Origin of the sequence: Citrobacter sp. Cpo074 (genome assembly GCF_030332745.1) — a bacterium.
Taxonomy (GTDB): Bacteria; Pseudomonadota; Gammaproteobacteria; order Enterobacterales; family Enterobacteriaceae; genus Citrobacter; species Citrobacter portucalensis.
The window spans coordinates 1569399-1592926 of sequence record NZ_JAOWHG010000027.1 but is presented as its reverse complement, the minus strand read 5'-3'; the positions used below and the strand labels follow the sequence as shown (position 1 = coordinate 1592926).

The following is a 23528-nucleotide window of genomic DNA, read 5'->3' as shown; positions in this document are numbered from 1 at the left end:
TGGCAAACGATTTAATTATAAACAGGGCAAATCATGGCGAGACGTATTCTGGTCGTAGAAGATGAAGCTCCAATTCGTGAAATGGTCTGCTTCGTGCTCGAGCAAAACGGTTTTCAACCCGTAGAAGCCGAAGACTATGACAGTGCTGTGAACCAACTCAATGAACCCTGGCCGGATCTCGTCCTGCTTGACTGGATGCTTCCCGGCGGCTCGGGTCTACAGTTTATTAAGCATCTCAAGCGCGAAGCCATGACGCGGGACATCCCCGTGATGATGCTGACGGCGAGGGGAGAAGAGGAAGATCGCGTCCGGGGTCTGGAAACCGGTGCGGATGACTATATTACCAAGCCGTTTTCTCCCAAGGAGCTGGTGGCGCGTATTAAAGCTGTGCTGCGTCGAATTTCCCCCATGGCGGTGGAAGAGGTTATTGAGATGCAGGGGCTGAGTCTTGATCCCACTTCGCATCGCGTAATGACCGGCGAAGAACCGCTGGATATGGGGCCGACCGAATTCAAACTGTTGCACTTCTTTATGACTCACCCCGAGCGCGTCTACAGCCGTGAACAACTCCTCAATCATGTCTGGGGAACCAATGTCTACGTAGAAGACCGGACAGTGGATGTGCATATCCGCCGCTTACGTAAAGCGCTGGAGCACAGCGGACACGATCGTATGGTGCAGACAGTTCGCGGGACGGGATATCGTTTTTCGACCCGCTTTTGACTGACAAGAATCAGGGCCTGATGGATTAGGCCGTTTATGGAGTAAGACGTTTGCTAGAACGATTGTCATGGAAAAGGTTGGTACTGGAGCTGATCCTGTGCTGCATACCGGCATTTATCCTTAGCGCTTTTTTCGGTTACCTGCCCTGGTTTTTACTGGCGTCGGTAACGGGCCTGCTTATCTGGCATTTCTGGAATTTATTACGTTTGTCCTGGTGGTTATGGGTCGACAGAAGCATGACGCCGCCGCCGGGGCGAGGCAGTTGGGAGCCGTTGTTATATGGGCTGCATCAAATGCAGCTTCGCAACAAAAAGCGCCGTCGAGAACTGGGTAACCTGATTAAACGTTTTCGCAGCGGGGCGGAATCCCTACCCGACGCGGTGGTGTTGACCACCGAAGAAGGCGGTATCTTCTGGTGTAACGGACTGGCTCAGCAGGTTCTGGGACTGCGCTGGCCGGACGATAGCGGGCAAAATATTCTTAACCTGCTGCGCTACCCGGAATTCACACAATATCTGAAAACGCGCGATTTTAGCCGGCCAATAAATCTGGTGCTCAATACCGGACGGCATCTGGAAATTCGCGTGATGCCCTATACCGATAAGCAATTGTTGATGGTGGCGCGCGACGTTACCCAGATGCACCAACTGGAAGGTTCACGGCGTAACTTTTTCGCCAACGCCAGCCATGAGTTGCGCACACCGCTGACGGTGCTGCAAGGCTACCTGGAAATGATGCAGGAGCACCCGCTGGAAGGGACAACGCGCGAAAAAGCACTGCATACCATGCGTGAGCAAACGTACCGTATGGAAGGCCTGGTGAAGCAGTTGCTGACGCTGTCAAAAATTGAAGCTGCGCCGACGTTGCAGCTGAATGAGAAAGTCGATGTGCCCATGATGCTGCGCGTGATCGAGCACGAAGCGCAAACCCTGAGCCAGCATAAACATACCTTTACCTTTGATGTCGATAACAGCCTGAACGTGCGAGGCAACGAGGAGCAGTTGCGTAGCGCTATCTCGAATCTCGTGTACAACGCGGTTAACCACACACCAGCGGGAACGCACATTACCGTACGCTGGCAGCATGTGGCGTCGGGGGCGGAGTTTTGCGTGGAAGACAACGGTCCGGGCATTGCCCCCGAGCATATTCCACGTTTGACTGAACGTTTTTATCGTGTGGATAAGGCGAGATCGCGACAAACGGGCGGTAGCGGGCTGGGTCTGGCTATCGTGAAACATGCGCTGCATCATCACGACAGCCGTTTGAACATCGAAAGCGAACCAGGCAAAGGGACGCGATTTAGTTTCATGATCCCGGAACGTTTCATTGCCAAAAGTAACGGCTAAGACGTATTCGTAAGATTATCTTTCCAAAAGCCAGCGCAAGCTGGTTTTTTTTATGTGGTCAATAGATGCCTCCTGAATTTTACGACGTTTGATTGTTTTTTGTTCGAATTATTACCCATACCTTTTTCCATGAAATGGTGTTTTGTGCTAACCCTATTTTTCATATCGCTATATTGTTCTGGTTTTTGGATCCCACCTTGCTTTAAAACGTTATAAGCGTTTAAATTGCGCTCCAGGTGCTGTCATACCGACTGCATTTACGCGGTAAATCGAAAAACTATTCTTCGCCGCGCCAGGTCGGGAGTGTTTCCCGCTGGAATTGAGCAAAAATGCCGCTGTATTGTCCCCCAGGGAAAGGCAAAAATTTACTATTTTCAACACCACATCCACAGGCAGTAAGACTTTATGACCCATCAGTTAAAATCGCGCGATATTATCGCTTTGGGATTTATGACATTTGCACTGTTCGTTGGTGCAGGTAACATCATCTTCCCCCCAATGGTTGGTTTGCAGGCAGGTGAACACGTCTGGACTGCGGCTTTTGGCTTTTTGATTACGGCCGTTGGCCTGCCGGTACTTACCGTTGTCGCGCTGGCGAAAGTCGGCGGTGGTGTGGACCGACTGAGCACGCCTATCGGTAAAGTTGCCGGTCTGCTGCTGGCGACCGTTTGCTATCTGGCCGTTGGGCCGTTATTCGCTACCCCGCGTACCGCGACGGTCTCTTTCGAAGTCGGGATTGCACCGCTGACTGGTGATTCTGCGCTGCCGCTGTTTATCTATAGCGTTATCTATTTCGCGATTGTCATTCTGGTTTCGCTTTATCCGGGCAAACTGCTGGATACGGTGGGTAATTTCCTGGCACCGCTGAAAATCCTGGCGCTGGTGGTCCTGTCTGTCGCTGCAATCGTCTGGCCAGCAGGCCCGATCAGTAATGCGATGGAAGCCTATCAAACTGCGGCGTTTTCTAATGGCTTCGTGAACGGGTATCTGACCATGGATACGCTGGGCGCGATGGTGTTTGGTATTGTTATCGTTAACGCCGCTCGCTCGCGTGGTGTTACTGAAGCGCGTCTGCTGACTCGTTATACCGTTTGGGCGGGTTTAATGGCGGGTGTGGGCTTAACGCTGCTGTATCTCGCGCTGTTCCGTCTGGGTTCAGATAGCGCGATTCTGGTCGATCAGTCTGCTAACGGCGCGGCGATTCTGCATGCGTATGTTCAGCACACCTTTGGCGGTGCAGGAAGCTTCCTGCTGGCGGCGCTGATTTTCATCGCCTGTCTGGTCACCGCGGTTGGCCTGACCTGTGCGTGCGCAGAGTTCTTTGCCCAGTACGTTCCACTGTCTTATCGCACGCTGGTATTTATCCTCGGCGGCTTCTCGATGGTGGTTTCTAACCTGGGTCTGAGCCATCTGATTCAGATCTCTATTCCGGTGCTGACGGCTATCTATCCGCCATGTATCGCACTGGTTGTATTAAGCTTTACCCGCTCATGGTGGCATAATTCTTCCCGCGTCATTGCTCCTGCGATGTTTATCAGCCTGATTTTTGGTATCCTTGATGGCATTAAAGCTTCTGCAATTGGCGACGTGTTACCGGCCTGGACCCAGCGTTTACCGCTGGCGGAGCAGGGGCTGGCGTGGTTGATGCCAACAGTCGTGATGGTGGTCCTGGCAGTTATCTGGGATCGCGCCGCGGGTCGACAAGTGACCTCCAGCGCACACTAATATCACTGACAATAAGTTTTAACCACGGGGCTATTAACATGGCCCCGTGGTTTTTTTATTGTGTTAACAGGTTAGGAATCGATGGAAAGTAATAACAAGCTAAAGCGTGGGCTGAGCACCCGGCACATCCGCTTTATGGCATTAGGTTCAGCAATTGGTACTGGGCTGTTTTACGGCTCGGCCGACGCTATCAAAATGGCGGGGCCAAGCGTATTGCTGGCCTATATTATCGGCGGTGTCGCGGCGTACATTATTATGCGTGCGCTGGGCGAAATGTCTGTTCATAACCCGGCAGCCAGCTCCTTCTCGCGCTACGCGCAGGAAAACCTCGGACCGCTGGCAGGCTACATTACCGGCTGGACCTACTGTTTTGAAATCCTGATTGTCGCCATTGCCGACGTGACAGCCTTCGGCATATACATGGGCGTCTGGTTCCCGGCGGTACCGCACTGGATTTGGGTACTCAGCGTGGTGCTGATTATCTGCGCCATCAACCTGATGAGCGTGAAGGTGTTTGGTGAGCTGGAGTTCTGGTTCTCGTTCTTCAAAGTCGCCACCATTATCATCATGATTGTCGCCGGTTTCGGTATCATCATTTGGGGGATTGGCAACGGCGGGCAACCAACCGGTATCCATAACTTATGGAGCAACGGTGGCTTCTTCAGCAACGGCTGGCTCGGCATGGTGATGTCGCTGCAAATGGTGATGTTTGCCTATGGCGGGATTGAGATTATCGGGATTACCGCAGGCGAAGCCAAAGACCCGGAAAAATCTATTCCGCGCGCCATCAACTCCGTACCAATGCGTATCCTGGTATTTTATGTGGGGACGCTGTTCGTCATTATGTCTATCTACCCGTGGAACCAGGTGGGTACCGACGGTAGCCCGTTCGTTATGACGTTCCAGCATATGGGCATTACTTTTGCTGCCGGGATCCTCAACTTTGTGGTTCTGACTGCGTCGCTGTCGGCTATTAACTCTGACGTCTTCGGTGTGGGGCGTATGCTACACGGCATGGCGGAGCAGGGCAGTGCCCCGAAAATGTTCGCCAAGACGTCGCGTCGTGGCGTGCCGTGGGTGACGGTAATGGTGATGACTATCGCGCTGCTGTTTGCGGTGTATCTTAACTACATCATGCCGGAAAACGTCTTCCTGGTGATCGCCTCTTTGGCGACCTTCGCCACGGTATGGGTGTGGATTATGATCCTGTTGTCGCAGATTGCTTTCCGTCGTCGTCTGCCGCCGGATGAGGTCAAAGCGCTGAAATTTAAAGTTCCGGGTGGGGTAACGACGACCGTTGTTGGCCTGATTTTCCTGGTCTTTATCATCGCGCTCATCGGCTATCATCCGGATACCCGCATTTCGCTGTACGTCGGCTTTGCGTGGATTGTCCTGCTGCTGGTCGGATGGGGATTCAAGCGCCGTCGCGAGCGCCAACTGGCTGAAGCACAGTAATATTTTTGCCGGGTAGCTTTGCGTTACCCGGCAATTTTCTCCTCCCCCGAACTCCTCCCCCAATAAACGTTAAGATGATGAGTGATCCTGCACTTCGCTATGGCAAGGTGACGTCATTATCATCAAAGGGGATACGTGATGTTGAACGCCTGGCACCTTCCGGTTGCCCCATTTGTTAAGCAAAACAAAGATCAACTGACGATTACATTATGGCTGGCGGGGGAAAATCCACCCCAGCGGGTGACGCTACGCGCAGAAAACGATAACGAAGAGATTTCGCTGGCTATGCACAAGCAGCGCAGCCAGCCGCAGCCGGGTGTGACCGCGTGGCGAGCGGCGATCGATCTCTCCAGCGGGCAGCCTCGTCGACGCTATAGCTTTAAATTACTTTGGCTCGATCGTCAGCTGTGGTTCACCCCGCAGGGATTCAGCCGTTTTCCGCCTGCGCGTCTGGAGCAGTTTGCGGTTGATGTGCCGGATAATGGTCCGCAGTGGGTTGCCGATCAGATTTTCTATCAAATTTTCCCGGACCGTTTTGCCCGCAGCCAGTCGCGTGAAGCGGGCCAGGATAACGTCTATTACCACCACGCCGCCGGACACGACATCGTGCGGCGCGAATGGGACGAACCGCTTACGGCTCAGGCCGGTGGCTCCACGTTTTATGGCGGCGATTTGGACGGCATCAGCGAAAAGCTACCGTACCTGAAAACGTTAGGGGTCACGGCGCTGTACCTGAATCCTGTATTTACCGCCCCGAGCGTGCATAAATACGATACCGAAGATTACCGTCATGTTGATCCGCAATTTGGCGGCGACAGGGCGCTACTGCGTCTGCGGCACAACACCCAACGGCAGTGTATGCGTCTGATTCTCGACGGCGTCTTTAACCATAGCGGCGATTCGCACGCCTGGTTTGACCGACATAATCGGGGGACAGACGGGGCGTGCCATAATCCAGAATCCCCCTGGCGCGACTGGTATCATTTCTCAGCCGACGGCGTTGCGCTCGACTGGCTGGGATATTCCAGCTTACCTAAGCTGGACTTTTCCTCGGAAAGCCTGGTGAATGAAATTTATCGTGGTGAAGACAGTATCGTCCGCCACTGGCTGAAAGCGCCGTGGAGTATGGACGGCTGGCGTCTTGATGTGGTGCACATGCTGGGAGAGGCTGGAGGCGCACGTAACAACCTACAACATGTGGCCGGAATTACGCAGGCGGCAAAAGAAACCCAGCCAGAGGCGTATGTGGTGGGTGAGCATTTTGGCGATGCGCGCCAGTGGTTGCAGGCTGATGCAGAAGATGCCGCCATGAACTATCGCGGATTTACCTTCCCCCTCTGGGGATTTCTCGCCAATACCGATATCTCATACGACCCGCAATCCATTGATGCCCAGACCTGTATGGCATGGATGGATAACTACCGCGCGGGGTTGTCGCATCAGCAACAGCTGCGGATGTTTAACCAGCTCGACAGCCACGATACCGCCCGCTTTAAATCTCTGCTCGGTAAAGACGTCGCACGGTTACCGCTAGCGGTGGTATGGCTGTTTACCTGGCCTGGCGTGCCCTGTATTTACTACGGTGACGAAGTGGGGCTGGATGGGAACAACGATCCGTTTTGTCGCAAACCGTTCCCGTGGCAGCCTGAAAAACAGGACGCTACTCTGCTGGCGTTGTATCAGCGGTTGGCAAAATTACGCCACCAGAATCAGGCGCTGCGCCACGGTGGTTGCCAGGTGATTTACGCCGAGGATAACGTGGTAGTGTTTGTTCGCGTGCTAAACCGTCAGCGCGTGTTGGTGGCGATTAACCGTGGCCACGCTTGTGAAGTGGTCCTGCCAGCCTCGCCATTACTGAGCGTGAGTCAATGGCAGCACAAAGAGGGCAACGGCATGCTTGCCGACGATATCCTGACGTTGCCGGCGATTTCCGCCTCGGTATGGATAGGTCATTGATATAAGCGCGCAATCTCCGGGCTTGCCAGCAGCGTTTCCCGCCACCAGCGCTGTGCCAGCCCATCGCGGTTATTGCGCCATGCCATATATGCCACGTCTTTTTGGCGAAATGAGATAACCGTTTTTTCCACTAGCTCGCCCGTGGTAAGCCACGGGCTGGCAATATGGCGGGGGAGAAATCCGCAGCCCATACCGGCTCGTAGTAGCATCACCTTACTGTGGAAGTCATCGACGCGGATTTGCGCCTGTTCCTCCATCAGATTGGTTTGTAACGGATGGCAGAAGCGGGCGCTGTCGCTGATAACAATCGCCCGATGCAGGCATAACTGTTCGTTGGTCAGGCCGTCTGCTGCTGCGGCCAGCGGATGCTCAGGCGCAACGACAAACACATTGTCCAACGTGCCGAGCATTTTATAGGACCAGGCTGCAGACGTTGGCGGTTCATTAATTGCCCCCAGAATAATATCGGCTCCATTATGGGTCAGCTCCTCCCAGGAGCCCGCCAGCGTATGGTGGGTAAAACTGAGGCGAGTTTGCTTATTGAGCGCATGAAATTCATCGATAATGGGCAACAGCGCGGCGAAAGGGAAGGAGTCGTCCAGCGCAATTGCCAGCTCTTTTTCCCAGCCTGAACTCAGCTGTACCGCCTGCTTTTCGAGATCTTTTGCCGCATTCAGCAGCAAACGCCCTTTTTCCAGCATCATCTGTCCGGTATCGGTAAATTTTGCCCGGTGCCCGGAACGGTCAAGCAGCTCGATATTCAAATCGCTTTCCAGCTTCTGAATCATATAGCTGAGTGCGGCAGGGGTTTTAAACAGCGACTCGGCCGCTGCGGCAAATGAACCCTGTTTGTCGAGTGCGTCGAGAATAAGCAAAACATCCAGATTAATGCGCATAAGCAGAAAATATCCTGAAAATTAAACCCTTCTGTTGTACCGAATGAAGAAAAACAATGCCAGTGAATAAATTAGATGAGTCATGCGCATTTTTTTGATGTTGTTTAGGATATATCGCAACACAAAATTAATAGTTTCACAGGATAGTAAGTTTTCTTTAATAACTCGTTAGAAATTTCCCGCTATACTCAACAAGCTTTCTGATTCAGGATCCTGCTGCTGACGGCAGATACAGACCGTTGCCTTTTAACTTATTGATTAAGAAGGTGTGCTATGTCTATTCGGGAACTGATTGACCCTCAAAATTCTACGCTTATTTTTATTGATCATCAGCCGCAAATGTCATTCGGTGTGGCAAATATTGATCGCCAGACTTTAAAAAATAATACCGTTGCATTAGCGAAAGCCGGGAAAATATTCAATGTTCCGGTGATTTATACTTCTGTAGAAACCAAAAGTTTTAGCGGATATATCTGGCCGGAATTGTTAGCGGTTCATCCTGATGTCAAACCCATTGAACGCACCTCAATGAACTCCTGGGAAGATGCGGCGTTTGTGAAAGCGGTGGAAGCGACCGGGCGTAAAAAACTGATTATCTCCGCGCTGTGGACCGAAGTATGCCTGACTTTTCCGGCGCTAATGGCACTGGAGGCAGGCTATGAAGTTTATGTGGTAACTGATACCTCCGGCGGCACGTCCGTAGATGCTCATGAGCGTTCTATCGACCGCATGGTACAGGCAGGTGCCGTACCCGTAACCTGGCAACAGGTTCTTCTCGAGTACCAGCGCGACTGGTCCCGCAAAGAAACCTACGACGCCGTAATGGATCTGGTACGCGAGCACAGCGGCGCCTACGGTATGGGCGTGGATTATGCCTATACCATGGTGCATGGCGCGCCGGAACGTAAAGCTTAAATACATGTCATCCTTCATGTTGCATCTTTGTTGGCTTCGCTTGCGTACCCCGGTCACTTACTTATGTAAGCTCCCGGGGATCCACAACCTTGCCGCCTCGATGCACCATGAATGATTTTGTGTATTGCTTTCTTGGCCTAAGTGGCCTGTTTCCTCTCAACAAGGAACCCTTCATGGCGCAGAACAAACATGTGACGTTGGTAATTACTCACACTCTGCTACCTGAGCAGGCGCAGAGGTATGAGCAGTGGCTGGGGAAAATCATGCCTGTAGCGGCTGAATTTCCCGGTCATCTCGGGGCGAACGTGATTCGCCCGGCAGATGGCAACAACCTGTGGAACATCATTATCCGCTTCGACACGCTTGAGCATCTGTATAGCTGGACCCAGTCCGATACGCGCCGCGTGTTGGTCGAAGAGATTGCTCCACTGCTGGCTGAAGGTGACAAAACCGAAATTCGCACCGAAGCAGCATTCTGGTTTACGCCGCCCGCGCCCCATGTACGCCAGCCCAAACGCTGGAAACAGTTTCTGATAACCCTGCTAGTGATATTTCCCAGCACCAATCTGGTGCCGTGGTTGACCGGCATTGTGCTGCCTGCAATGAAGGGCTCGTTACTCCTGCATCTCATCAATGATGCCTTTGTGGTTGCGCTGGTGGTCTGGTTCTGGATGCCCATCGTAACCCGTCTGTTTGCCGGATGGCTGAAAAAAGCCTGACCGGTACCTCAGGAGATTGTTATGTCTCAAACTGCCACACTGATTCTGACACACGGAAAAATTCATACTCTCGACAGGCAAAGTCCGCAGGTCGAGGCGGTGGCGATCGCCAACGGAAAGATCCTGGCGACCGGTAGCCACGAACGGGTAATGAGCTTTGCCGCCGAAGGGACGCAGGTTGTCGATCTGCAAGGACATACGGTGATTCCGGGCCTGAACGATTCGCACCTGCACCTTATTCGTGGTGGACTGAATTACAACCTGGAATTGCGTTGGGAAGGCGTGCCGTCACTGGCGGACGCGCTACGCATGCTCAAAGACCAGGCTGACAGAACGCCGTCGCCACAATGGGTACGCGTGGTGGGCGGCTGGAGTGAATTCCAGTTTGCCGAACGTCGCATGCCAACCCTCGAAGAACTGAATGAAGCCGCTCCGGATACTCCGGTTTTTGTTCTGCATCTCTACGACCGGGCTTTGCTCAACCGCGCCGCGTTGAAAGCGGTTGGCTATACCAAAGCGACGCCGGATCCGGCGGGCGGTGAGATTGTGCGTGATAGCAACGGCAACCCGACCGGAATGCTGATCGCTAAACCGAACGCCATGATCCTTTACTCGACGCTGGCAAAGGGACCAAAACTGCCGCTGGAAATGCAGGTTAATTCGACCCGCCAGTTTATGCGTGAACTGAACCGTCTGGGACTGACCAGCGCCATCGATGCGGGCGGCGGCTTCCAGAACTACCCGGAAGATTACGAGATCATTGAGCAGTTACACGCTAACAAACAGATGACGGTACGTATTGCCTACAATCTGTTTACCCAGCGTCCGAAGCAGGAACTGGAAGACTTTGAACGCTGGACCGATATGCTCAAGCCAGGGCAGGGAACCGACTTCTATCGTGCCAACGGGGCGGGGGAAATGCTGGTCTTTTCTGCAGCGGATTTTGAAGACTTCCTTCAGCCACGTCCGGATCTGCCGGAGGGGATGGAAGATGAGCTGGAGCGCGTGGTTCGTCACCTGGTGGAGCATCGCTGGCCGTTCCGCCTGCACGCCACCTACGATGAATCTATCAGCCGAATGTTGGACGTATTTGAGAAAGTTAATCGTGATATCCCGTTCAATGGCCTGCACTGGTTCTTCGATCACGCCGAAACAATTACTGAACGGAACATTGAGCGTGTAAAAGCACTGGGCGGCGGGATTGCGGTCCAACACCGTATGGCGTTCCAGGGAGAGTATTTTGTCGATCGCTACGGCAAAGACGCGGTTAAACATACGCCGCCGGTGGCGAAAATGCTGGCGGCTGACGTTCCGGTCGGGCTGGGGACTGACGCCACCCGCGTGGCCAGCTACAACCCGTGGACCGCGCTCTACTGGCTGGTTTCGGGCCGTACCGTTGGCGGGATGGCGATGTACGATGATAACAACCGTCTGCCGCGTGATGTTGCCCTGGAACTGTGGACGGCCGGGAGCGCCTGGTTTTCCAGCGAGCAGGGTAAGAAAGGGCGCATCGAGAAAGATCAACTGGCCGACCTGGTGGTGCTGTCTAAAGATTACTTCAGCGTGCCGGAAGAAGAGATCAAAGGTATCGAGTCGGTGATGACCGTTGTTGATGGCAAAGTGGTTTACGCCGCCGGGCATTTCACCCCGCTGGCACCACCTGCTATTCCGATTGTGCCGGACTGGTCGCCAGTGGTGAAGGTGCCAGGGCATTATCGCTCAGCGCCACCTGCTGCGGCGAAAATTGGCGCAATGGTGCAGATGCACCAGTGCTGCGGCAGCTGCGGCGTACACGGTCACCAGCATGATATCGCGCGGAAATCGGGGATTCCGGTGTCAGATGACCGGGCTTTCTGGGGCGCGCTTGGCTGCTCCTGCTTCGCGTTTTAATCGCTTATCGGATCTGCTAACAATAAAAAAGGCCCGCATTTGCGGGCCTTTTGTCGATTCATGCCAATTACAGGCTGGAAACGTTCTCGGTCAGGTATTTTGCCACGCCGTCCGGAGACGCGTTCATACCTTCTTTACCTTTTTCCCACTGTGCCGGGCAAACGTCGCCGTGCTCTTCGTGGAACTGCAGCGCGTCAACCATGCGCAGCATTTCGTCGATGTTACGACCCAGCGGCAGATCGTTAACCACCTGGTGGCGAACAACGCCGTTAGCGTCGATCAGGAAAGAACCGCGCAGCGCAACGCCCGCTTCCGGGTGCTCGATGCCGTAGGCTTTCTGGATTTCGCGTTTGATGTCAGCAACCATTGCGTATTTCACTGCACCGATGCCGCCTTTGTCGACAGGGGTGTTACGCCATGCGTTGTGGACAAATTCAGAGTCGAAGGAAACGCCAACAACTTCAACGCCGCGCTTCTGGAATTCTTCGTAACGCTTGTCGAATGCGATCAGTTCAGACGGGCAAACGAAGGTGAAGTCCATCGGCCAGAAGAACAGAACGGTGGTTTTACCGTTGGTATGCTGTTTGAAGTTGAAGTTTTCAACGATCTCACCGCTACCCAGTACCGCAGCTGCTGTGAAATCCGGAGCCTGACGAGTTACCAGTACCATATAATTCTCCTGCAAAGTTAAGGGGTTTTTGGAACGCAACGCGGGCCAGTATAGAGAGTGTTCGGGAATAAGACAAAGAGGCGCTGGCAATCAATGAGACAGGTTTTGTCTATCAATCTTTTGCCGGACGGCGGCTACTGCTTATCCGGCGGGGAATGCGGGCTCGATCAAAGGGTTTTACACCGCGCCTGTTCCATCATTTGCGGATAAAACTGCCAGAATCGTTCTTCTAACGCATCGTAATGCGTATCGAGGTCATACCATGAGTCGCGTAGGGCATCGAGCCGTGGACGGCGGCTGGCCATGCCGTTCAGGACGTTCTGGATAAAATCCATGTCCCGGTAGCGCTCAAGCCATTTCTCTGACCATATATAGTTGTTCAGATTGATAAAGCGCGGCGGCGATTCCGGCAAAATAGTGGTTACCTGGGTACGGGCATAGCGCACAAAGTCCGTCAGCGGGAAGTCAGGGGAGATTTCCGACCAATGGCGCGACAGAAAATGATCCCACATAACGTCCAGCGTAATCGGCGCGACGCGGCGCGTTTCGCTACGAAACCACTCTTTGGCTTCACGCACCTGCGGTAAGTTATCGGTCATCACGTCGATACGACGATGCATGAAGATGCCTGCTACCACATCAGGCGAGTAGTGCGTTTCCGGATTACCCCGGACAAAATCGGCCAGCAGATTGCCGGAAAGCGAGCTATCGGCAAGATGAGCGAGATGCAAATGTGCAAGAAAATTCATAGTTAAACGTTTATCCAGAGGGGTAAAGGTTGCAGGGAGAACGCCCCGGCACTAGACTACCCGCCTCTTATTTTAGTCTGAGTCAGTGTCATGCGCGTTACCGATTTCACCTTTGAACTACCCGAATCCCTGATTGCCCACTATCCGCAAGCTGAGCGCAGTAGCTGCCGCTTGCTGTCTTTGGACGGGCCGACGGGCGCGCTGACGCACGGTACTTTCACCGATTTGCTCGATAAGCTCAACCCTGGAGACTTGCTGGTCTTTAACAACACCCGCGTCATTCCTGCGCGTCTGTTTGGTCGTAAAGCCAGCGGCGGCAAGATTGAAGTGCTGGTCGAGCGTATGCTGGATGACAAACGTATTCTGGCGCATATTCGTGCCTCGAAAGCGCCGAAACCGGGTGCCGAGCTGCTGCTGGGCGACGACGAAAGTATTAAAGCGACGATGGTCGCCCGCCATGACGCGCTGTTTGAAGTTGAGTTTAACGACGAACGCAGCGTGCTGGATATCCTCAACGCCATCGGCCATATGCCGTTGCCTCCGTATATCGACCGTCCGGATGAAGACGCCGACCGCGAGCTGTACCAGACCGTGTACAGCGAAAAACCGGGTGCCGTCGCTGCGCCGACCGCGGGTCTGCATTTTGACGATCCGCTGCTGGCTAAACTGCGCGATAAAGGCATTGAAATGGCGTTCGTCACCCTGCACGTTGGCGCGGGTACTTTCCAGCCGGTGCGCGTAGACACCATCGAAGACCACATTATGCATTCCGAATATGCGGAAGTGCCGCAGGATGTGGTGGACGCGGTGCTGGCGGCGAAAGCGCGCGGTAATCGCGTGATTGCGGTAGGTACCACCTCCGTGCGTTCGCTGGAAAGTGCGGCGCAGGCGGCCAAAAACGATCTCATCGAGCCGTTCTTCGGCGATACACAAATCTTTATTTATCCAGGCTATAAATATCAGGTGATTGATGCTCTGGTCACCAACTTCCACCTGCCGGAATCAACGCTGATTATGCTGGTTTCCGCATTTGCTGGTTATAAAAACACCATGCACGCCTATCATGAAGCGGTAAAAGCGGAATATCGCTTTTTTAGTTACGGGGATGCCATGTTTATCACGTACAATCCGCAGGCTATTTCTGAGCGACCGTGAGAAGGCTATCTCACTTGCCATTTTGATGTCGGGCAGTGCTCGCCATCCTCACGTACTGCGTGTACGCTCCGGTGGCTGTGCGCTGGTCGCCCCCAAACTGGCTGCGCCGATTGCGCCTTCGCCAGTGGGTTAATATATTTTTACTCCGTGGAGTGATTCCGTGGGGAAAGTTTAATCATCAGACTGTCTCTCTGATGCAGGAGAAAAAATGAAATTTGAACTGGATACCACAGACGGTCGCGCTCGCCGTGGCCGCCTGGTTTTTGATCGTGGCGTAGTAGAAACGCCTGCTTTTATGCCGGTCGGTACTTACGGCACAGTAAAAGGCATGACGCCGGAAGAAGTTGAAGCGACCGGCGCACAGATTATCCTCGGCAACACTTTCCACCTGTGGCTGCGTCCGGGTCAGGAAATCATGAAACTGCACGGCGATCTGCACGATTTCATGCAGTGGAAAGGGCCGATCCTCACCGACTCCGGCGGCTTCCAGGTGTTCAGCCTGGGCGATATCCGTAAGATAACCGAGCAGGGCGTGCATTTCCGTAACCCGATCAACGGCGATCCGATTTTCCTCGATCCTGAGAAGTCAATGGAGATTCAATACGATCTCGGTTCCGATATCGTGATGATCTTCGATGAATGTACACCGTATCCGGCCGACTGGGACTATGCTAAACGCTCAATGGAGATGTCTTTGCGTTGGGCGAAGCGCAGCCGTGACCGTTTTGATAGTCTCGGCAACAAAAATGCGCTTTTTGGCATCATTCAGGGCAGCGTTTACGAAGATTTACGTGATATCTCTGTTAAAGGTCTGGTAGATATCGGCTTTGATGGCTACGCTGTCGGCGGTTTGGCTGTCGGTGAGCCGAAGGAAGATATGCACCGCATCCTGGAGCATGTATGCCCACAGATTCCGGCAGATAAACCGCGTTACCTGATGGGCGTCGGCAAACCAGAAGATCTGGTTGAAGGCGTGCGTCGCGGTATCGATATGTTTGACTGCGTGATGCCAACGCGAAATGCCCGTAATGGTCATTTGTTTGTGACTGACGGCGTGGTAAAAATTCGTAACGCGAAACATAAAAGCGACACCAGTCCGCTCGATGCTGAGTGTGATTGCTACACCTGTCGCAATTATTCGCGCGCTTACTTGCATCATCTCGACCGTTGCAACGAAATATTGGGCGCGCGACTCAACACGATTCATAACCTTCGCTACTACCAGCGTTTGATGGCGGGTTTACGCAAGGCTATTGAAGAGGGTAAATTAGAGAGCTTCGTGACCGATTTTTACCAACGTCAGGGTAGACCAGTTCCACCTGTGAACGTTGATTAATTTTAATAATGAGGGAATTTGAATGAGCTTTTTTATTTCTGATGCGGTAGCGGCAACAGGTGCTCCGGCGCAGGGCAGCCCGATGTCTCTGATTCTGATGCTGGTGGTGTTTGGTCTGATTTTCTATTTCATGATCCTGCGCCCACAGCAAAAGCGTACCAAAGAACACAAGAACCTGATGAACTCCATTGCGAAAGGCGATGAAGTACTGACTAACGGTGGTCTGGTGGGTCGCGTGACTAAAGTAGCAGAATCTGGCTACATCGCTATCGCGCTGAACGACACCACTGAAGTGGTTATCAAACGTGATTTCGTAGCTGCCGTTCTGCCGAAAGGCACCATGAAGGCGCTGTAATTTATTGTTTTCCCAAAGGGAACTGCCGTGTTAAACCGTTATCCTTTGTGGAAGTATGTCATGCTGATCGTCGTTATTGTCGTCGGTCTGCTCTATGCGCTTCCCAACCTGTATGGTGAGGATCCGGCTGTTCAAATCACTGGCGTGCGCGGTGCCGCCGCCAGTGAGCAAACGCTGATCCAGGTCCAGAAAACGTTACAAGAAGATAAAATCACACCTAAGTCTGTGGCTCTGGAAGAGGGTGCTATTCTCGCGCGCTTCGACTCCACTGATACCCAACTGCGCGCACGTGAAGTATTAATGGGCGTACTGGGCGATCAGTACGTCGTGGCGCTTAACCTTGCTCCGGCAACCCCGCGCTGGCTGGCTGCCATTCACGCAGAACCGATGAAACTCGGTCTTGACCTGCGTGGCGGCGTTCACTTCCTGATGGAAGTGGATATGGACACCGCGCTGAGTAAGTTGCAGGAACAAAATATCGATAGCCTGCGCAGCGATCTGCGTGAAAAAGGCATTCCTTATACTACCGTTCGCAAAGAAGATAACTACGGTCTGAGCATCACTTTCCGTGATAGCAGCGCCCGTGATGAAGCTATCTCTTACCTGAGCAAACGTCACCAGGATCTGGTTATTTCCAGCCAGGGCAGCAATGCTCTGCGTGCGGTAATGACCGATGCGCGCCTGAGCGAAGCCCGTGAATACGCGGTACAGCAGAACATCAACATTCTGCGTAATCGTGTTAACCAACTGGGTGTTGCTGAGCCGGTGGTACAACGTCAGGGTGCTGACCGCATTGTGGTCGAACTGCCGGGTATTCAGGATACCGCGCGTGCGAAAGAAATTCTGGGCGCAACCGCGACGCTGGAATTCCGTCTGGTAAATACCAACGTTGACCAGTCTGCTGCGGCATCCGGGCGTGTACCGGGTGATTCGGAAGTGAAACAATCTCGCGAAGGTCAGCCGGTTGTGCTGTACAAGCGCGTGATCCTGACCGGTGACCATATCACCGACTCCACTTCCAGCCAGGACGAATACAATCAGCCGCAGGTTAACATCTCGCTGGATAGCGCAGGTGGTAACATCATGTCCAACTTCACCAAGGACAATATCGGTAAGCCGATGGCGACCCTGTTCGTGGAGTACAAAGACAGCGGTAAGAAAGATGCCAACGGTCGTGCAGTACTGGTGAAACAGGAAGAGGTGATTAACATCGCCAATATCCAGTCTCGCCTGGGTAACAGCTTCCGTATCACCGGTATCAACAACCCGAACGAAGCACGCCAGCTTTCCCTGCTGTTACGTGCCGGTGCGTTGATTGCGCCGATTCAGATTGTTGAAGAACGTACCATCGGCCCAACCCTGGGTATGCAGAACATTAAACAGGGTCTGGAAGCATGTCTGGCCGGTCTGGTGGTGTCTATCCTGTTCATGATCTTCTTCTATAAGAAGTTCGGTCTGATTGCGACCAGTGCGCTGATTGCTAACCTGGTGCTGATTGTCGGTATTATGTCGTTGCTGCCGGGTGCTACGCTGAGTATGCCGGGGATTGCGGGGATCGTCTTAACCCTTGCCGTCGCGGTCGATGCGAACGTACTGATCAACGAACGTATCAAAGAAGAGTTGAGTAACGGGCGTTCGGTGCAGCAGGCCATCAATGAAGGTTATGCGGGCGCATTTAGCTCCATCTTTGATGCGAACATTACGACGCTGATCAAGGTCATCATCCTGTACGCAGTTGGCACCGGGGCAATTAAAGGGTTCGCGATTACTACCGGTATTGGTGTGGCGACGTCGATGTTTACCGCGATTGTCGGTACACGTGCCATCGTAAACCTGTTGTATGGCGGCAAGCGCGTCAAAAAGCTGTCAATCTGAGGAGTGCGAAGTGGCACAGGAATATACTGTTGAACAATTGAACCACGGCCGTAAAGTCTGGGACTTTATGCGCTGGGACTACTGGGCTTTCGGCATTTCAGGTTTCCTGCTGATTGCGGCCATCGTGGTGATGGGCGTACGCGGGTTTAACTGGGGGCTCGATTTCACCGGTGGTACGGTTATTGAAATCACGCTGGAAAAACCGGCCGATATGGACGTGATGCGCGATGCGCTGGAGAAAGCGGGCTTCGTTGATCCGCTTCTGCAGAACTTCGGCAGCAGCCACGACATTATGGTACGTATGCCGCCAACTGAAGGTGCAGACGGCGGTCAGGTGCTGGGTAGCAAAGTGTTGAGTGTGATTAACGAATCCACCAACCAAAACGCCGCGGTGAAGCGAATTGAATTCGTGGGTCCGAGCGTGGGTGCAGACCTGGCGCAAACCGGTGCGATGGCGCTGATGGCGGCGTTGATCTCCATCCTGGTGTACGTTGGTTTCCGCTTTGAGTGGCGACTGGCGGCAGGGGTAGTTATCGCGCTGGCGCACGACGTGATTATCACACTTGGGATCCTGTCGTTGTTCCATATCGAGATTGACCTGACTATCGTCGCATCACTGATGTCGGTAATCGGTTACTCGCTGAACGACAGTATCGTTGTATCTGACCGTATTCGTGAAAACTTCCGCAAAATTCGTCGCGGTACGCCTTACGAAATCTTTAACGTGTCACTGACTCAAACGCTGCACCGTACGTTGATTACGTCCGGTACAACGTTGATGGTTATTCTGATGCTGTTCCTGTTCGGTGGTCCGGTACTGGAAGGATTCTCGCTGACGATGCTGATCGGTGTTTCTATCGGTACTGCGTCTTCTATCTACGTGGCATCGGCGCTGGCGCTGAAGCTGGGTATGAAGCGTGAGCACATGCTGCAGCAGAAGGTCGAGAAAGAAGGGGCGGATCAACCGTCGATTCTGCCTTAACCCATCCTGGAGTGAAGATACTGGAATCCCGATCGCAAGGTCGGGATTTTTTTTGCCTGTGAATTAGCGACAGGTAATTATCTTTTCCTGTCGCCACACTACTGACAGTATGCTGTCAGTAGCCCTGCCTTATAGTCCTCCTGAGATTACCCACACAGGCAGGAGGAAGTATGAGCAATGTAATTAATTGGTTTGAAATCCCCGTGGCACAAATGGACCGCGCCATCGCTTTTTATGAGCCAGTAATGCAGATTTCTTTGCGCCGGGAGAACATGGACTGCGCTGAGCTCGCCGTATTTCCGCATCAGGATCCCGCTCCCGGCGGGGCGCTGGCTAAATTTGACGGTATTACGCCTTCAACGCAGGGCGCTATTATTTATCTGCATACGGGCGATTTGGCTGCAACGCTTGAACGCGTCGCCACTGCTGGCGGTCAGTGCGTGTTTGGCCCACTAGAACTGGGTCAGGACATTGGTACGATTGCGCTATTTACTGACAGCGAAGGCAATCGTGTTGGTTTACATCAACCCGCGTAATATTTTCAGCACTGAGGATTAAAATGAGCAGACGCGCCGACCGCTTGTTTCAGATTGTGCAAATCCTGCGTGGCAGGCGAGTGACAACGGCGGCGCTGCTGGCAGAGCGTCTTGAGGTTTCTGAACGGACGATTTATCGCGATATCCGCGATCTCTCTTTATCCGGTGTGCCTATTGAAGGCGAAGTGGGCAGCGGATACCGCTTAATGGCCGGGTTTGATCTACCGCCGTTGATGTTAACGCATCACGAATCAGAAGCATTGATGGTAGCGATTCGATTGCTGAAAACATGGGGTGGGGATTCACTCTCACAGGCGTTGGAATCCGCGCAGGAAAAAGTGTTGGCGATATTGCCGCCAGAGAGTCGGCGCAGAGCCGAGCAAACGCGGATTTTCGCGCCAGATTTTGGTAATCAGCCGCATTCACGTAGTGCCTTCGATCTCATACATCGCGCGGTTTCAGCCCAGCAGGTGCTGGCGCTGCATTATCGCGATGAGTCCGGGAACCTCTCCTGGCGCGACGTTCAGCCGCTGGGATTATTTTTCTGGGGCGAGCACTGGCTGCTGGTTGGCTGGTGCGAGAAGCGTGACGATTATCGTTGCTTTCGCGTTGATCGATGTCTGAAGATTACGCCACTCGAAAGGCATTTTCGCGAATCGGCAGATCGCTCGCTAAGTGACTTTTTGCGTAAAGTACGCTGTGAAGACCAGCCATAAAAAAGCCAGCGGTTAAGCTGGCTTATCTGCGAGACATTGTCTGGATTAGAAGTTGTAACCTACGACCAGGTAACCACCCCAACCGGTAGATTTCGCGCTGAAGTCGCCTTCGCCCCAGTTCAGGGTATCTCCACCTTTCCACTGACCGCCGTTATGGAAGTAACGCGCTACGACGGAGTAGTGCCAGTGATCGTAGTTCAGCGCCAGGACGTGGCTGGACGCGATAGAGTTGCTGGTGCGGTTCGGATCATCACCCAAATCTGAGCCCCAGTCGAAGTTGGTGAAGCCGATGTAGGTCAACTGGCCGCCCCAAACCTGGGTGATCGGCACAAAGTATTTAACTTTGAAACGGTAGCCATCCCACTCGTTTTCGTTGGATGCGCCATAGTTCTGCCACTGGTATTTAGCATACACGTTCAGGGACAGACCCATCGGCAGACCGGTATCGATATCGGTACCCAGACCCATGTACCAGGTGCTCTGGCGGCTGGCTTTGTTATCACCCATATCGTAGATGTAGTTGTTGGCGAAATACCATTCTTTGAACGGACCAAAGCTCAGGTCAGCACCGGTCAGTTTGTCGATGGAGAAACGCGGTTCGATTTCCATAAACAGCGGGGAACCGTCAGACCAGATACCTTTATCGTTGCCGTTACCCCAGTCGAAGGTTTTCGGAATATCGATGTAGCCATAGAAGTCAAACCAGTCTTTTTTGGCAAACGCTTCGTATTCAAGATACACGTCGTTGTTCAGCTTCGGGGAGAAACGGGTGTGATAGCTACCCACCACGTTAACGCTCTGGTGCCACCAGTCGGACAGATATTGCGGTTTGTCATTTTCTGCTGCGTTGGCAGTAAAAGACGAGGAGAGCGCCAGCACTGCACCGGCTGCAAGTAATGTTTTTTTCATATGTATGCCACTGTTTGAAATCCCTTTCGGGAGTGAAAAATGCGCAATTTGCGTTTCTAAATATTTCGTAATTCTTCGGAGCCTATTATAAAAATCATTGTTCACAAAAATATGTCTTGTTTCACAGTTCTATCATTTACGTAATCGATTGCGTTCACGTTTGCGTACTTTAGGCGGCGAATTGTACTGGCTCCCATGAATGTTGCCAAGTTTTACCAGAAATATCGGTTATGTCAGGGGAGTAACAAAAAGAAGCAGAGTGATGTTGCGGAACGCACAAAACGTTCCGCAAAAAAGTTTATTGGCTAACAGGCTGGACGTCGTGGATGCGCACAAATCCTAACTGATCTGGAGTGAGGCCATTTATCTGTAACGGAATGTCTACGTCGCTGGGAGCTAGAATACTCGCCGGAGCGTTGACCAATTGGTTATGAACGTTCACTTCCTGATAGTTGTCCGTGGTGCCCTGAATTTGCCCGTACTCGACGGTGGCGCTAAAGGCGGGTAAAGGCGTGTTGGATTCACCCTGAATTCGTAGCGTCAGGCGCGTACCATCGGCGTTCGGCGCAATGTTCACCAGCGACATGCGTAAGGTGCCAATCTGGCTGTCCAGTCGTGCCGGGGTTTTGGAGCCGGGCAGCAGATAGGCGCCTCTGGTTGATTTTGCATTCAACATATTTTGTTGCGTAATTTTTACCGTTTCCTGATTAAGCTGCGTCATCTCTTTATTCAACGTGCTAACGCTTTGATGCATCTGGCGTACTTCGCTTTGCTGTGCGCAGGCACTAAGACTAAAGAGACTTCCCACCAGGAGAATTCTTAGGTAACGTCTTGTCATTGTGATTACTTCCTTCATTGTCGCGATAGCATAATGGTAGTGTGCACTGAGCACGAAGGCATCGATCCTTTGTCTCAAAAGCGCAGCGCCTTTGTTGTCACGGCAGTTCAGGGTAAAATAGATTCTGTTAACCACTGAGGTACAGGACGCCGTATGCATTGCCCATTCTGTTTCGCCGTAGACACTAAGGTAATTGACTCTCGTCTTGTAGGCGAGGGCTCCTCGGTACGCCGCCGTCGGCAGTGTCTGGTTTGTAACGAACGTTTCACCACTTTTGAAGTGGCTGAACTTGTCATGCCGCGCGTTGTGAAAAGCAACGATGTGCGTGAACCCTTTAATGAAGAAAAGCTGCGCAGCGGCATGCTCAGAGCGCTTGAGAAACGGCCTGTCAGCGCAGATGACGTCGAAATGGCGTTAAACCATATCAAATCACAGTTGCGTGCGACGGGCGAGCGTGAGGTGCCGAGCAAGATGATTGGCAACCTGGTGATGGAGCAGTTGAAAAAGCTCGATAAAGTCGCCTACATCCGCTTTGCCTCTGTCTACCGGAGTTTCGAAGATATCAAAGAATTTGGCGAAGAGATTGCTCGCCTACAGGACTAAGCCATGCAGGATGAATTGTACATGGCGCGCGCGCTAAAGCTTGCTGCGCGCGGACGTTTTACCACTCACCCCAACCCCAACGTGGGCTGCGTGATTGTGAAAGATGGGGAGATCGTCGGTGAGGGATATCATCACCGCGCGGGCGAACCGCATGCCGAAGTTCATGCTCTGCGGATGGCTGGAGAAAAAGCGCAGGGGGCAACTGCCTACGTGACGCTTGAACCCTGTAGTCATCATGGTCGCACGCCGCCGTGTTGCGATGCGCTGATTGCGGCGGGGGTGTCGCGTGTGGTTGCGGCGATGCAGGATCCCAATCCGCAGGTCGCAGGACGTGGGCTCTACCGTTTGCAGCAGGCGGGTATCGACGTCAGCCACGGGCTGATGATGAGCGAAGTTGAGCAATTGAATAAAGGCTTCCTCAAGCGCATGCGTACGGGATTCCCATATCTTCAGCTTAAGCTTGGCGCGTCGCTTGATGGCCGTACAGCGATGGCCAGCGGTGAAAGCCAGTGGATTACCTCGCCACAGGCGCGCCGCGATGTGCAACGCTTGCGCGCGCAAAGTCATGCCATTTTAACCAGCAGTGCGACGGTGCTGGCAGACGACCCTCAGCTTACCGTGCGTTGGTCGGAGCTTGGGGAGTCAACTCAGGCGAGTTACCCGCAGGAAGAGCTGCGTCAGCCAATCCGCATTGTTCTTGATAGCCAGAATCAGGTCACACCGGCGCACCGAATTGTGCAACAGCCTGGAGAAACCTGGATTGTCCGGACTGAAGACGACCCTCGTAGCTGGCCGGAGACGGTGCGCAGCCTGAAGGTGCCGGAACATAACGGACATCTGGATCTGGTGGTGCTAATGATGCAATTGGGCAAACAGCAAATTAACAGCATTTGGGTTGAAGCTGGCCCAACGCTCGCCGGGGCATTATTACAGGCCGGTTTGGTCGATGAGCTAATCGTGTATGTTGCGCCTAAACTGTTAGGCAGCGATGCGAGAGGATTATGTGTGCTTCCAGGCCTTGAGAAACTGGCTGACGCACCCCATTTCAAATTCAATGAGATACGCCAGGTGGGCCCGGACGTTTGCCTGCATTTAACGACTGCGTGAGGCTTTCTGATTTAGAGGAAGCAGCGCACAGAATATTATGATAAAATCCGCCCCCCTTACGGGGCCATAAAT

At 53.1% G+C, this 23528-nt stretch carries 22 protein-coding genes; 17 read left to right on the top strand and 5 right to left on the bottom strand.

Annotated elements, in window-relative coordinates; translation table 11 throughout:
• Window positions 1-33: 33 nt before the first annotated feature.
• From phoB to malZ, 5 genes are all read left to right on the top strand, one after another.
• Complete coding sequence (phoB, locus tag OGX83_RS12255; RefSeq protein WP_003830970.1) at window positions 34-723, top strand: phosphate response regulator transcription factor PhoB; 690 nt, start codon at window positions 34-36, stop codon at window positions 721-723.
• A 50-nt stretch (window positions 724-773) separates the two neighbouring features.
• Window positions 774-2069 (top strand): phosphate regulon sensor histidine kinase PhoR, encoded by a 1296-nt coding sequence (gene phoR / locus OGX83_RS12250; protein WP_003830971.1) that lies wholly within the window; start codon window positions 774-776, stop codon window positions 2067-2069.
• A 405-nt stretch (window positions 2070-2474) separates the two neighbouring features.
• A complete protein-coding gene (gene brnQ / locus OGX83_RS12245) occupies window positions 2475-3794 on the top strand; it encodes a branched-chain amino acid transporter carrier protein BrnQ (RefSeq protein ID WP_003021501.1) in 1320 nt (439 codons plus the stop codon).
• Window positions 3795-3875: 81 nt separating this feature from the next.
• The gene (gene proY, locus OGX83_RS12240; protein WP_008783922.1) at window positions 3876-5249 is read left to right on the top strand and encodes a proline-specific permease ProY; all 1374 of its coding nucleotides are present in this window, start codon (window positions 3876-3878) and stop codon (window positions 5247-5249) included.
• Between the two features lie 138 nt (window positions 5250-5387).
• On the top strand, window positions 5388-7205 hold the full coding sequence (gene malZ / locus OGX83_RS12235) for a maltodextrin glucosidase (RefSeq protein WP_286588108.1): 1818 nt from the start codon (window positions 5388-5390) through the stop codon (window positions 7203-7205).
• On the opposite strand, the gene OGX83_RS12230 is transcribed toward malZ, so the two are convergent.
• Complete coding sequence (locus OGX83_RS12230; RefSeq protein ID WP_003830973.1) at window positions 7199-8101, bottom strand: LysR family transcriptional regulator; 903 nt, start codon at window positions 8099-8101, stop codon at window positions 7199-7201. The two genes, malZ and OGX83_RS12230, sit on opposite strands and share 7 nt — an antisense overlap.
• Window positions 8102-8374: 273 nt before the next feature.
• Between OGX83_RS12230 and OGX83_RS12225 the strand changes: the two genes are divergently transcribed.
• From OGX83_RS12225 to OGX83_RS12215, 3 genes are all read left to right on the top strand, one after another.
• On the top strand, window positions 8375-9016 hold the full coding sequence (locus OGX83_RS12225; protein WP_003021513.1) for a hydrolase: 642 nt from the start codon (window positions 8375-8377) through the stop codon (window positions 9014-9016).
• A gap of 173 nt (window positions 9017-9189) precedes the next feature.
• On the top strand, window positions 9190-9735 hold the full coding sequence (locus OGX83_RS12220; RefSeq protein WP_003830975.1) for an antibiotic biosynthesis monooxygenase: 546 nt from the start codon (window positions 9190-9192) through the stop codon (window positions 9733-9735).
• Between the two features lie 21 nt (window positions 9736-9756).
• A complete protein-coding gene (locus OGX83_RS12215; RefSeq protein ID WP_100272841.1) occupies window positions 9757-11625 on the top strand; it encodes an amidohydrolase in 1869 nt (622 codons plus the stop codon).
• A gap of 67 nt (window positions 11626-11692) precedes the next feature.
• Here OGX83_RS12215 and OGX83_RS12210 read toward each other — a convergent pair whose 3' ends face one another.
• Window positions 11693-12295: a peroxiredoxin gene (locus OGX83_RS12210; protein WP_003021524.1), complete on the bottom strand. Its 603-nt coding sequence runs from the start codon at window positions 12293-12295 to the stop codon at window positions 11693-11695.
• 167 nt (window positions 12296-12462) lie between these two features.
• A complete protein-coding gene (gene acpH, locus OGX83_RS12205; protein ID WP_003830978.1) occupies window positions 12463-13044 on the bottom strand; it encodes an ACP phosphodiesterase in 582 nt (193 codons plus the stop codon).
• Window positions 13045-13134: 90 nt separating this feature from the next.
• Between acpH and queA the strand changes: the two genes are divergently transcribed.
• From queA to OGX83_RS12170, 7 genes are all read left to right on the top strand, one after another.
• The gene (queA, locus tag OGX83_RS12200; protein ID WP_032942525.1) at window positions 13135-14199 is read left to right on the top strand and encodes a tRNA preQ1(34) S-adenosylmethionine ribosyltransferase-isomerase QueA; all 1065 of its coding nucleotides are present in this window, start codon (window positions 13135-13137) and stop codon (window positions 14197-14199) included.
• A gap of 208 nt (window positions 14200-14407) precedes the next feature.
• The gene (gene tgt, locus OGX83_RS12195) at window positions 14408-15535 is read left to right on the top strand and encodes a tRNA guanosine(34) transglycosylase Tgt (RefSeq protein WP_003021535.1); all 1128 of its coding nucleotides are present in this window, start codon (window positions 14408-14410) and stop codon (window positions 15533-15535) included.
• 22 nt (window positions 15536-15557) lie between these two features.
• The gene (gene yajC, locus OGX83_RS12190) at window positions 15558-15890 is read left to right on the top strand and encodes a preprotein translocase subunit YajC (RefSeq protein WP_003021544.1); all 333 of its coding nucleotides are present in this window, start codon (window positions 15558-15560) and stop codon (window positions 15888-15890) included.
• A 27-nt stretch (window positions 15891-15917) separates the two neighbouring features.
• A complete protein-coding gene (gene secD, locus OGX83_RS12185; protein WP_003021547.1) occupies window positions 15918-17765 on the top strand; it encodes a protein translocase subunit SecD in 1848 nt (615 codons plus the stop codon).
• A gap of 10 nt (window positions 17766-17775) precedes the next feature.
• The gene (gene secF / locus OGX83_RS12180) at window positions 17776-18747 is read left to right on the top strand and encodes a protein translocase subunit SecF (RefSeq protein WP_003021550.1); all 972 of its coding nucleotides are present in this window, start codon (window positions 17776-17778) and stop codon (window positions 18745-18747) included.
• Between the two features lie 170 nt (window positions 18748-18917).
• Window positions 18918-19283, top strand: a complete 366-nt coding sequence (locus OGX83_RS12175) for a VOC family protein (RefSeq protein ID WP_286588107.1) — start codon at window positions 18918-18920, stop codon at window positions 19281-19283.
• Between the two features lie 23 nt (window positions 19284-19306).
• Window positions 19307-19999, top strand: coding sequence for a helix-turn-helix transcriptional regulator (locus tag OGX83_RS12170; protein WP_057067578.1), 693 nt, complete (start codon window positions 19307-19309; stop codon window positions 19997-19999).
• A gap of 45 nt (window positions 20000-20044) precedes the next feature.
• Here the strand turns inward: OGX83_RS12170 and OGX83_RS12165 are convergent, their stop codons facing one another.
• Window positions 20045-20908, bottom strand: a complete 864-nt coding sequence (locus tag OGX83_RS12165) for a nucleoside-specific channel-forming protein Tsx (protein WP_003021561.1) — start codon at window positions 20906-20908, stop codon at window positions 20045-20047.
• Between the two features lie 298 nt (window positions 20909-21206).
• Window positions 21207-21746 (bottom strand): SadB/YajI family lipoprotein, encoded by a 540-nt coding sequence (locus tag OGX83_RS12160; RefSeq protein WP_286588106.1) that lies wholly within the window; start codon window positions 21744-21746, stop codon window positions 21207-21209.
• A 153-nt stretch (window positions 21747-21899) separates the two neighbouring features.
• Between OGX83_RS12160 and nrdR the strand changes: the two genes are divergently transcribed.
• Together nrdR and ribD are read left to right on the top strand one after the other, a co-directional pair.
• Window positions 21900-22349 carry a transcriptional regulator NrdR gene (gene nrdR / locus OGX83_RS12155; RefSeq protein ID WP_003021571.1) on the top strand — a complete coding sequence of 150 codons (450 nt, stop codon included), beginning with the start codon at window positions 21900-21902 and terminating at the stop codon, window positions 22347-22349.
• A gap of 3 nt (window positions 22350-22352) precedes the next feature.
• Window positions 22353-23456 carry a bifunctional diaminohydroxyphosphoribosylaminopyrimidine deaminase/5-amino-6-(5-phosphoribosylamino)uracil reductase RibD gene (gene ribD / locus OGX83_RS12150; protein ID WP_008783929.1) on the top strand — a complete coding sequence of 368 codons (1104 nt, stop codon included), beginning with the start codon at window positions 22353-22355 and terminating at the stop codon, window positions 23454-23456.
• Window positions 23457-23528 lie beyond the last annotated feature (72 nt).

Coding starts and splice junctions, on each gene's coding strand:
- phoB (WP_003830970.1), top strand. CDS start 34: ATGGCGAGACGTATTCTGGTCGTAGAAGATGAAGCTCCAATTCGTGAA.
- brnQ (WP_003021501.1), top strand. CDS start 2,475: ATGACCCATCAGTTAAAATCGCGCGATATTATCGCTTTGGGATTTATG.
- proY (WP_008783922.1), top strand. CDS start 3,876: ATGGAAAGTAATAACAAGCTAAAGCGTGGGCTGAGCACCCGGCACATC.
- malZ (WP_286588108.1), top strand. CDS start 5,388: ATGTTGAACGCCTGGCACCTTCCGGTTGCCCCATTTGTTAAGCAAAAC.
- OGX83_RS12230 (WP_003830973.1), bottom strand. CDS start 8,101: ATGCGCATTAATCTGGATGTTTTGCTTATTCTCGACGCACTCGACAAA.
- OGX83_RS12225 (WP_003021513.1), top strand. CDS start 8,375: ATGTCTATTCGGGAACTGATTGACCCTCAAAATTCTACGCTTATTTTT.
- OGX83_RS12220 (WP_003830975.1), top strand. CDS start 9,190: ATGGCGCAGAACAAACATGTGACGTTGGTAATTACTCACACTCTGCTA.
- OGX83_RS12215 (WP_100272841.1), top strand. CDS start 9,757: ATGTCTCAAACTGCCACACTGATTCTGACACACGGAAAAATTCATACT.
- OGX83_RS12210 (WP_003021524.1), bottom strand. CDS start 12,295: ATGGTACTGGTAACTCGTCAGGCTCCGGATTTCACAGCAGCTGCGGTA.
- acpH (WP_003830978.1), bottom strand. CDS start 13,044: ATGAATTTTCTTGCACATTTGCATCTCGCTCATCTTGCCGATAGCTCG.
- queA (WP_032942525.1), top strand. CDS start 13,135: ATGCGCGTTACCGATTTCACCTTTGAACTACCCGAATCCCTGATTGCC.
- tgt (WP_003021535.1), top strand. CDS start 14,408: ATGAAATTTGAACTGGATACCACAGACGGTCGCGCTCGCCGTGGCCGC.
- yajC (WP_003021544.1), top strand. CDS start 15,558: ATGAGCTTTTTTATTTCTGATGCGGTAGCGGCAACAGGTGCTCCGGCG.
- OGX83_RS12175 (WP_286588107.1), top strand. CDS start 18,918: ATGAGCAATGTAATTAATTGGTTTGAAATCCCCGTGGCACAAATGGAC.
- OGX83_RS12170 (WP_057067578.1), top strand. CDS start 19,307: ATGAGCAGACGCGCCGACCGCTTGTTTCAGATTGTGCAAATCCTGCGT.
- OGX83_RS12165 (WP_003021561.1), bottom strand. CDS start 20,908: ATGAAAAAAACATTACTTGCAGCCGGTGCAGTGCTGGCGCTCTCCTCG.
- OGX83_RS12160 (WP_286588106.1), bottom strand. CDS start 21,746: ATGACAAGACGTTACCTAAGAATTCTCCTGGTGGGAAGTCTCTTTAGT.
- nrdR (WP_003021571.1), top strand. CDS start 21,900: ATGCATTGCCCATTCTGTTTCGCCGTAGACACTAAGGTAATTGACTCT.
- ribD (WP_008783929.1), top strand. CDS start 22,353: ATGCAGGATGAATTGTACATGGCGCGCGCGCTAAAGCTTGCTGCGCGC.